8 protein-coding genes and 1 pseudogene are annotated in these 8396 nt (G+C 63.8%); 5 read left to right on the forward strand and 4 right to left on the reverse strand.

The window, feature by feature from the left end; genetic code table 11:
• The first annotated feature begins 311 nt into the window (after nucleotides 1-311).
• From Q4F91_RS11950 to Q4F91_RS11960, 3 genes are all read left to right on the forward strand, one after another.
• Nucleotides 312-710: a cupin domain-containing protein gene (locus Q4F91_RS11950; RefSeq protein WP_303337944.1), complete on the forward strand. Its 399-nt coding sequence runs from the start codon at nucleotides 312-314 to the stop codon at nucleotides 708-710.
• 189 nt (nucleotides 711-899) lie between these two features.
• The gene (locus Q4F91_RS11955) at nucleotides 900-1382 is read left to right on the forward strand and encodes a peroxiredoxin (protein ID WP_303337945.1); all 483 of its coding nucleotides are present in this window, start codon (nucleotides 900-902) and stop codon (nucleotides 1380-1382) included.
• 173 nt (nucleotides 1383-1555) lie between these two features.
• The gene (locus Q4F91_RS11960) at nucleotides 1556-3052 is read left to right on the forward strand and encodes an APC family permease (RefSeq protein WP_303337946.1); all 1497 of its coding nucleotides are present in this window, start codon (nucleotides 1556-1558) and stop codon (nucleotides 3050-3052) included.
• Between the two features lie 292 nt (nucleotides 3053-3344).
• Here the strand turns inward: Q4F91_RS11960 and Q4F91_RS11965 are convergent, their stop codons facing one another.
• From Q4F91_RS11965 to Q4F91_RS11980, 4 genes are all read right to left on the reverse strand, one after another.
• Nucleotides 3345-4097, reverse strand: a complete 753-nt coding sequence (locus Q4F91_RS11965) for an amino acid ABC transporter ATP-binding protein (RefSeq protein ID WP_303337947.1) — start codon at nucleotides 4095-4097, stop codon at nucleotides 3345-3347.
• Nucleotides 4098-4121: 24 nt separating this feature from the next.
• A complete protein-coding gene (locus Q4F91_RS11970; protein WP_303337948.1) occupies nucleotides 4122-4787 on the reverse strand; it encodes an amino acid ABC transporter permease in 666 nt (221 codons plus the stop codon).
• Nucleotides 4788-4960: 173 nt separating this feature from the next.
• Nucleotides 4961-5794: an amino acid ABC transporter substrate-binding protein gene (locus Q4F91_RS11975; protein ID WP_303337949.1), complete on the reverse strand. Its 834-nt coding sequence runs from the start codon at nucleotides 5792-5794 to the stop codon at nucleotides 4961-4963.
• 59 nt (nucleotides 5795-5853) lie between these two features.
• Nucleotides 5854-6996, reverse strand: coding sequence for a PLP-dependent aspartate aminotransferase family protein (locus Q4F91_RS11980; RefSeq protein ID WP_303337950.1), 1143 nt, complete (start codon nucleotides 6994-6996; stop codon nucleotides 5854-5856).
• A gap of 650 nt (nucleotides 6997-7646) precedes the next feature.
• On the opposite strand from Q4F91_RS11980, the gene Q4F91_RS11985 reads away from it, so the two are divergent.
• Together Q4F91_RS11985 and Q4F91_RS11990 are read left to right on the forward strand one after the other, a co-directional pair.
• Complete coding sequence (locus Q4F91_RS11985) at nucleotides 7647-8135, forward strand: hypothetical protein (protein ID WP_303337951.1); 489 nt, start codon at nucleotides 7647-7649, stop codon at nucleotides 8133-8135.
• Nucleotides 8099-8396: pseudogene (locus tag Q4F91_RS11990) on the forward strand (oxidoreductase); the annotation flags it as partial. The gene Q4F91_RS11985 and the pseudogene Q4F91_RS11990, both read left to right, overlap by 37 nt.

An 8396-nucleotide genomic window follows, 5' to 3' on the forward strand; every position in this document is an offset into this window, starting at 1 on the left:
GCACTTCGCTCGATAGCGTAACGCAAACAAAAAAGCCAGCCCGTTGGAGAGATAGCCGACGGGTTGGCTTTTGCTTTGCATGCTTGTGATAAGCAAACAAGTTGTGCGATGCGGATGTTGGATAGCTTGACCCTACGTGGTTTTTGGTTTTTGGCAAAGACGTGGGCCGTGCATGACGTGTATGCACCGCTACTTCCACCCGTCGTCAGTTCGTCGCCGGCGCCGCCGGCCTCGCCGCCGTCGCCTCCGCCCCCGTCTGCGCCGCTGACGCCCCGTCACCCGAGAAGGTCAAGGAGATCACCGAGTCGCTGATGAAGGTCGGCGGCGCCGTCTTCCCGATCGGCGTCGACAACGTCGCCTACGCGAAGTACTTCACGGGCCAGACCTATCTCGCTCCGCTCACCCCCGCCGGCGTCTCCGTGGGCGTCTCGAACGTGACGTTCGCCCCGGGCGTGATCAACCACTGGCACACGCATCAGAAGTCCTGCCAGGTCCTCGTGGGCGTCTCCGGCAAGGGCTACTACCAGATCTGGGGCGAGGAGCCCAAGGAGATCCTCCCCGGCACGACCGTCACCATCCCCGAGAACGTGAAGCACTGGCACGGCGGCTCGCATGAGAGCTGGTTCCAGCACCTCTCGATCATGAGCCCGGGCGCGGGCACCACCTGGATGGAGCCGGTTGACCCGGCCGTCTACGCGAAGCTCAAGTAAAAATCGAGGCCATCGGACAAGCGCCGCCGACGGGAACCTCCCATTCCGTGGAGGTTCCGGTTTTTGATTGATGACTGTCCGGTCAGCGCCGAGGGTGCCCCCGGCCGGCCCCGATCCGCGCTATCGTGCTTCCTCCGAGCGCCGGGCATGCCGTTTCCCGCCCGGCCTGCCAATGATGGAGAACAACCGATGGCCGTCACCAAACTTCCCGAACTCAAGGTCGGCGCCGCCGCCCCGGACTTCACGATGGAGAGCGACACCGCAGGCACGAAGACGCTCGCCGACTTCGCGGGCCGCCGCCTCATCCTCTACTTCTACCCGAAGGACAACACCTCGGGCTGCACGCTCGAGGCCCAGGGCTTCCGCGACCACCTCGCCGAGTTCGAGGCCCTCGGATGCACCGTGGCCGGCGTCTCGCCCGACAGCATCAAGGCGCACTGCGGGTTCCGCACGAAGCAGTCCCTCAACTTCCTGCTCCTCTCCGACCCGGAGAGAAAGGTCTGCGAGGCCTACGGGGCACTCAAGCTCGAGGAGAAGGAGGGCGAGGTGAAGCGCAAGGTCGTCCGCTCGACCTTCGTCATCAGCCCCGGGGGAAAGATCGAGCACGCCCTCTACGCCGTCGCGGCGAAGACCCACGTCGCCGAACTGCTCGAACTTCTGAGCAAGGCCTGAGGCGGAGATCTCCTTCGTCAAGCCTTCCTGCCTGAACACCCTAGGGATAACCCGATCCCGCGGACACATAATGGAATCCGTGCGCGGCCGTGGAAACAGCGTTTCCCGCGGCCCCGCAGGCGTTTCCTCGGACGCCGCCATCCTGGAATCCAATAATCAGGCAGGAAAAAAACATGAACACCCAGAACCAGTCGCCGATGCTCCAGAGGAGCTTCGGCATGCGCGAGGCCGTCACCATCACGGCGGGATCCGTGATCGGCGTCGGCCTCTTCACGGTCGGCTCGAACGTCGTGGGCCAGATGGGCCCGTCGGTGATCTTCGCCACGTTCGTCGCGCTCCTCATCAGCATCTATCCGGCGCTGCTCTACGCAGAGATGGGCGCGGCGCTCCCCTACGCGGGCGGCACCTACCAGTTCGCCTCGCTCGGCCTCGGCCGTCCCGCGGGCGTGCTCGCCGGCTGGAACTTCATCATCTCGCTTGTCGCGGTGACGGGCGGCGAGGCGCTCGCCTTCAGTTACTACTTCAAGACGATCTTCGCGGCCTTCGGCGTTGAGCTCCCGATTCCCGACATTGCGCTCGCCGTCATTGTGACCGCCGCCTTCATCGTCGCGACCGTCTGCGGTGTGAAGATCACCGGGCGCCTCCAGAACGGCTTCATGTTCTTTTTCTGGGGCGTGGCCGTGATCTGGTTCCTCACCATGATCCCCGAGGTGAACCTCCCGACCTTCGTCAAGGCCCCGTCCTTCCTCCCGGCGGAAGGGCAGATGAGCTTCGCCGCCTCGGTCTGCCTCGTCTGGTGGTGCTTCGCGGGCTTTGAGGCCTGCGTCGCCATGGGCGAGGAGATCAAGTACCCCCGCATCAACATCCCGCGCGCGCTCTTCCTCGCGCCCTTCGTGGTGTTTGCCGTGAACGCGCTCTTCCAGTGGTTCCTGATCGCGATCACGCCGGTCGAGAGCCTCGCCTCGCTCGCCACGGCCCAGGCGCCGTACGCCGACGCCATGAAGGCCGCCGGCGTGCTCGGTCTGCCGCTCGCGCTCCTCGCGGCCGGCGTGGCCTTCGGCGGCGACTTCTCGACCATCAACGCCTCGATCGCCACCACGCCGCGCTACCTCTTCACGATGGCCCGCGACGGCGTGATGCCGCGCATCTTCGCGAAGATGAGCGACCGGTTCCAGACCCCGTACGTCGCGATCATCACGCTCGGCGTGCTGACGGTGGCGCTCATCCTGACGGACTCGCTCATCTACATCGCCTCGCTCTCGCTCTTCGCCGATCTGCTCTACTACGTGATCGGCATCGTCGCCGCACTCGTGCTCCGTCTGCGCCGCCCGGACCTCGAGCGCACCTACAAGGCCCCGCTCCTGATGGTGGGCGCTCCCGTCTCGGCCGTGATCTACCTCTACATGATGACCGAGCTTGACCGCGATGCCTTCTTCACGGGCGTCATCTGGTGCGTGCTCGGCCTCGTGATCTACTTTGTCTGCACGAGAGGGCAGAGGAAGGAGGACGTCATGACGCCGTCGCTCTCCGAGACCGGCGCGCTCGACATGCCGACCGATCTGCGCGAGATCGCCGAGATGGATCATGAGTACTTCATCTGGAAGGTGATCGTCGGCGCGGCCTGCGTGCTCGCGGTCGCGCTCTTCGCGCTGCCGTACCTCGTCTGCTGACGACGGCTCCCGGACTTCCGGACGATCTTCAGGCGACTCCTGCATCAATGCGGAGCCGCCTTTTCAATGCACTCATGTCCGGGACGAGAGCGGGAAGGGCAGGTCAGATTATTCGCATAATTCTGTGAGTTAACTTGTCAATTTCGATAATTCATTGATATTCAACGATATTTTCGAGACCAGCGAAAGCGGGCGCTCACCTTCAAAAATTCATCAAAAAAAGTCCCCCCGGACCGGAGCCCGGGAGGTAGGAGGAGCACTTGCCTGAAAATCGATTGCCGTCTGCGGCGACTCAGATCACGTAGTCGGCGCTGCCGTCGAGGCGCCTCAGGAACTGCCGCGTGCGTTCCTCGCGGGGGTTCGTGAAGAACGCCTCGGGCGTGTTCTCCTCGACGACGAGGCCGTCGGCCATGAAGACGATGCGGTTCGCGACATGGCGGGCGAAGTTGAGCTCGTGGGTGACGAGAACCATCGTGCGGCCCTCGGCGGCGAGCTTCCTGATCACGGCGAGCACCTCGCCCACGAGCTCGGGGTCGAGCGCCGAGGTGGGCTCGTCGAGGTAGATCACGTCCGGGTTCGCGGCGATCGCGCGGGCGATGCCGACGCGCTGCTGCTGGCCGCCCGAGAGGGCCGAGGGATAGTGGTCCGCGCGGTCGAGCATGCCGACCTCCGCGAGACTCGCCCGGCCGATCTCGTCGGCCTCACGGCGCCCGAGCCCGCGGCAGAAACGCAGGCCCGCGGTGACGTTCTCGAGCGCCGTGAGGTTCCGGAAGAGGTTGTAGTTCTGAAAGACGAAGCCCGTCTTCGCGCGGATCCGCGCGATGTCGCGCCGGTGAAGATGCGCGAGGTCAAGGCTCTCGCCCTCGAAGACCAGACGCCCGGCGTCCGCCGTCTCGAGGAAGTTCGCGATCCTCAGGAGCGTCGTCTTTCCCGAGCCCGAGGGCCCGAGCACTGCAACCACGTCGCCCTTCGAGACCGAGAGGCTGACGTTCTTCAAAATTTCGTGGTCCCCGAAGGACTTGCGAATATCGGTGAGTTCGATCATTTCCTGTCTTTCCTTCAGGTTGAATCAGTATTCGTACTTCGCGAGCCGCTTCTCGCCCCAGACCTGGATCTGCGAGAGGACGGTCGAGAAGGCGAGATAGATGGCGGCCGCCTCGAGGTAGAGCCAGAAGGGCTCGTAGGTGCGCGCCGCGATTCTCTGCGCGCTCATGAACATCTCGAAGACCGTGATCGAACTGGCGAGCGAGGTGTTCTTCACGAGCGAGATGAACTCGTTGAAGAGCGGCGGGTAGGCCGTGCGGAAGGCCTGCGGCAGCACGATGCGGCGCATGACGGTGAGGTAGCTCATCCCGACGCAGTACCCGGCCTCGAACTGCCCCTTCGGCACGGCGGAGATGGCGGCGCGGATCGCCTCGGAGGCGTATGCGCCGACGTTGAGCGAGAAGGCGATCACGGCCGAGGGGAAGGCGTCCAAGGTCACGCCGATGCTCGGCAGACCGAAGAAGATCACGAAGAGCTGCACCAGAAGCGGCGTGCCGCGGAAGATCCAGACATAGACGCGGGCGACGTTCGTGAGCACCGGCACGTTGGCCGTCCTGATCACGGCGAGCACGAGCGCGATCGCGAGCCCGAACGCAAAGGAGAGGAGCGTGAGCGGGATCGTCACCGTGAGGCCCGGTATGAGGAGCTGCGTGAAGCTGTCCTCGAGAATCTGAAGTATTCGGTCGTCCATGATGCGTTTCTCTTCGGGAAGGTCCCGTGTTTCACGAGGGTGCACCCCGCCGCCGGATCCGTCCGGAGTCTCCTGGAATCAGAGGCTTCGGGCGGGTCCGGGGAGAGATTGGCGGGGTTCGTCACACCGGCCGCCGAGGGCCGTCACACCGTCAGCGGCGGTTTTTTCAGTTCTCAGTTCTTGGAGGCGTCGGTGCCGAGGAACTTGATCGAGAGCTTCGAGAGCGTGCCGTCGGCGGCGAGCTCGGCCAGGGCCTTGTCGATCGCGGCCTTGAGCTCGGGATTGCCCTTGCGCAGCGGAATCGCGATCTCAAGACCGGTCTTCGTCAGGTCAACGATTTCCACGGGCGTGTCGGGCTTCTCGCGCAGGAAGTCAAGGGTCGAAAGCTCGCTGTTCAGGGTCACGTCGGCGCGGCCCGTGGCGACGAGCTGCACGGACTGCGCGAAGTCCTGCACGCCCACGATCTCGGCGCCGTACTCGACCGCGGTCTTGCCCCAGTTCGAGGTGACGGTCTGCGCGGCGCGCAGGCCCTTGATGTCGGAGAAGTGACGCACCTTCGTGTTGTCCTTCTTCACGATGAGGGCGCCCTTGACGAAGGTGTAGGGAGCCGAGAAGTCGTACTTCGCGCGGCGCTCCTCGGTCGGCGTCACCTGATTGATGACGATGTCGTAGCGCTTCGTGTCGAGGCCCGCGATCATCGCGTCCCAGGCCGTCTCGACGAACTGCGGCTTCACGCCGAGCTTTTTCGCGATCTCGCGGCCGACCTCGACGTCGTAGCCCGTGAGGCTGCCCTTGGCGTCGTGGTACGTGTAGGGCGCATAGACGCCCTCGGTGCCGATCCTGATTACGCCCGCCTTCTGGATGGCGGCGAGCTGGTTCTCGCCCGCGATCGCGGCGGGAGAGGCCGTGAGGCCGACGGCGCCGATGAGTGCGAGCCCGGCGACGGCGGCGGCGACGCGGCGGCGCAGGAAGGAGAGGGGAGCGAAGGAGGCGGTGCGGATGGTCATGATGGTGTTCCTTTGAATATGTATTGAAAAAAATCTGTTCTGAATGCGGCTGCGGGTTGTCAGCGCTTCGCGGCGCGGAAGGCCTGCTCGAGGTCGGCGATGAGGTCGCCCGGGGCCTCTATGCCGGCCGAGAGGCGGAGCAGGTTCCTCGTGATGCCGAGGTGCTCCTGGAGCTCCGGCGCGTAGGACTCGTGGGTCATCGTGGCCGGCCGGCAGATGAGGGACTCGACGCCGCCGAGGCTCACCGCGAAGGCGAAGAGCTTGAGCGAGGTGACGAAGCGGTCGAGGTCGTACTCGGATTCGTTGAAGCGGAAGGAGAGGACGCCGCCCGAGCCCTTCGCCTGACGGGCCTGGATGTCGTGGCCCGGATGGTCGGCGAGACCGGGGTAGAAGACCTTCTCGACGGCGGGGTGATTCCGGAGGTACTCCGCGATCGCGAGCGCGTTGCGGTTGTGGGCGTCGAGCCTGAGCGGGAGCGTGCGGATGCCGCGGGTGACGAGGAAGCTGTCGAAGGGGTCGAGCACGCCGCCGAGCGCCTTGCTGAAGATCCTCAGGCGCTCGTAAAGGGCGTCGTCATTGAAGACCACGAAACCCGCGAGCACGTCCGAGTGACCGGCGTAGTACTTGGTGGCCGAGTAGACCACGATGTCGGCGCCCAAGTCGAGCGGCCGCTGCAGGTACGAGGTGAGGAAGGTGTTGTCGACCACCGTGAGGATCCCGCGCTTTTTCGCCTCGCGCGAGACGCGCTCGATGTCGGTGATCGTGAGGATGGGGTTCGTGGGCGTCTCGATGAAGATGAGACGGGTGTTCGGGGCGGCCTTCTCGAAGTCGTAGGTGTTGAAGTCGTCCACCACCTCGAACTCGATGCCGCGCTTGGCGAAGAACTGGGTCGTGAAGAGCCAGGTGCCGCCGTAGACGTCGCTTGAGATGAGAACGCGGTCGCCCTGCTCGAGGAGCTCGAAGACGAGCGCGCTCGCGGCCATGCCGGAGCTCGTCGCGAAGGCGTGCTTCGCGCCCTCGAGGTCCGCGACGAGCCGCTCGACGGAGGCGCGGGTCGGGTTCGCGGAGCGCGAGTAGGCGTAGTCCTGGAAATTCTCGCTGTCGGGCTGGATGAAGGTCGAGGAGAGGTAGACGGGATAGGTGACCGCGCGGTGGCTCTCGTCCTCAAATCCGCCGTGAACGGCAAGCGTTGCGTATTCCATTTTGATTTCCTGCTGCTGTAACTGATTAAGAAAACGAATAAAAAAACAGGGCGTCGCGTATGAAGTGTGTACGCGACGCCCTTTCATGCTGACCGTCTCAAGGTCAGTGCCCCTCAGGTCTGGGGAGTGCTGAAAGCGAAGTTTCCCGGAGTGAACTTCAGCACCTCCTCTGAGGAATGCGGGTGACGCCGCGCGGTGTCATTCGACAGCACATCGCGAGCGGCATTCGCAGGCAGGAAAGCGGACTCGGAAAGGAAGGACGGGCGGAGGTCATGGCGAAATTCTTCTGTTTCAGGGTTGTGACGTTGCGGGGAAGGGCGGCGGAGGCGGTGTCTCCGTGCGTCCGTTCCTCGGGAACGGTCCGGAGAGCCTCAGAGGGTGCAGGTGCACATTCGGAAGGTCTGGAGGACGGTCATCGTCTCACTCGTGAAAGGTTTAAGGATTCGGCGAACCTCGTCGTTCGTCATGAGGGTCATTCTGCACTCTCATTCCGTTTTTGTCAACTGCTCATTCCATTTCATGAAATCGACGGACGAACGGTTCCGCCCGGCGTTCCGATCACGGCAAAGCCTGCGCCGGCGAGGCCCGGTGCCGCGGAACGCCCACCAAGAGCAGCCCCGTACCGCCTGCGGCCCCCGGCTGGGGAACTGATGGGTCGTCCCTGGAAAATTACAGGAAATTCAGAAGGCATCCCGTCTCCGCCGGGTAATACCGCAGTCACCGACGAAAAAATCAGCGGGTCGTGCACCTGGCTGTCTGACAGCCAGGGCGGCGGGCCTCCTGAGCTTTCTTTGCGCGGGATCAAGCAGGCGCAGACCGGCCCGGTCAGAGTCCTCCTGACTGCAGCGAACGCGTTGTTCCAGGAAAAACAAATCACTGAAGAATTGCTCAGCGGATCAATTCAACGAAACTGCCGTCATCGCGCCATTAGTTATTTCTGCCTAGATTTTCATGAAGCGCTCTATACTTTCGAAGTAACCTCTTCGGTTGACCCCAAGACAAACCGAACAGAAAGAGATGATCCGTTCAGGATCGCCGGCATAAAAATTCCGTCTCAAGGACCCCGGAAATGCTTGACACAAGAATTTCTAGGAGAGATCTCATGCGCGACGCTCTCGCGCTCGCAGGTCTCGCCATGACCCCGCTCGCCGGCGCAGTCGCCGCAGCGGCCGACGCCATTGAATCCATGTCCTGGTGCGCGTGCGTGATCAACTGCGGCCAGCGCTGCCCGCTCAGGTGCTTCACGAAGCACGGGCGCGTCATCCGCATCGAAACCGACGCGACGCTCCCCGACGACACCGACGCCCCGCGCCAGATCCGCGCCTGCCAGCGCGGCCGCTCGATGATCGAGCGCATCTACTCGCCCGACCGCCTCAAGTACCCGATGAAGCGCGTGGGCA

The sequence above is a fragment of the Sutterella sp. genome (genome assembly GCF_030539355.1).
Taxonomy (GTDB): domain Bacteria; phylum Pseudomonadota; class Gammaproteobacteria; order Burkholderiales; family Burkholderiaceae_F; genus Sutterella.

Bases quoted from the DNA above. Each gene is read 5' to 3' on its own strand.
- Q4F91_RS11950 (WP_303337944.1), top strand. From the start codon at position 312: ATGAAGGTCGGCGGCGCCGTCTTCCCGATCGGCGTCGACAACGTCGCC.
- Q4F91_RS11955 (WP_303337945.1), top strand. From the start codon at position 900: ATGGCCGTCACCAAACTTCCCGAACTCAAGGTCGGCGCCGCCGCCCCG.
- Q4F91_RS11960 (WP_303337946.1), top strand. From the start codon at position 1,556: ATGAACACCCAGAACCAGTCGCCGATGCTCCAGAGGAGCTTCGGCATG.
- Q4F91_RS11985 (WP_303337951.1), top strand. From the start codon at position 7,647: ATGGGTCGTCCCTGGAAAATTACAGGAAATTCAGAAGGCATCCCGTCT.
- Q4F91_RS11975 (WP_303337949.1), bottom strand. From the start codon at position 5,794: ATGACCATCCGCACCGCCTCCTTCGCTCCCCTCTCCTTCCTGCGCCGC.
- Q4F91_RS11965 (WP_303337947.1), bottom strand. From the start codon at position 4,097: ATGATCGAACTCACCGATATTCGCAAGTCCTTCGGGGACCACGAAATT.
- Q4F91_RS11970 (WP_303337948.1), bottom strand. From the start codon at position 4,787: ATGGACGACCGAATACTTCAGATTCTCGAGGACAGCTTCACGCAGCTC.
- Q4F91_RS11980 (WP_303337950.1), bottom strand. From the start codon at position 6,996: ATGGAATACGCAACGCTTGCCGTTCACGGCGGATTTGAGGACGAGAGC.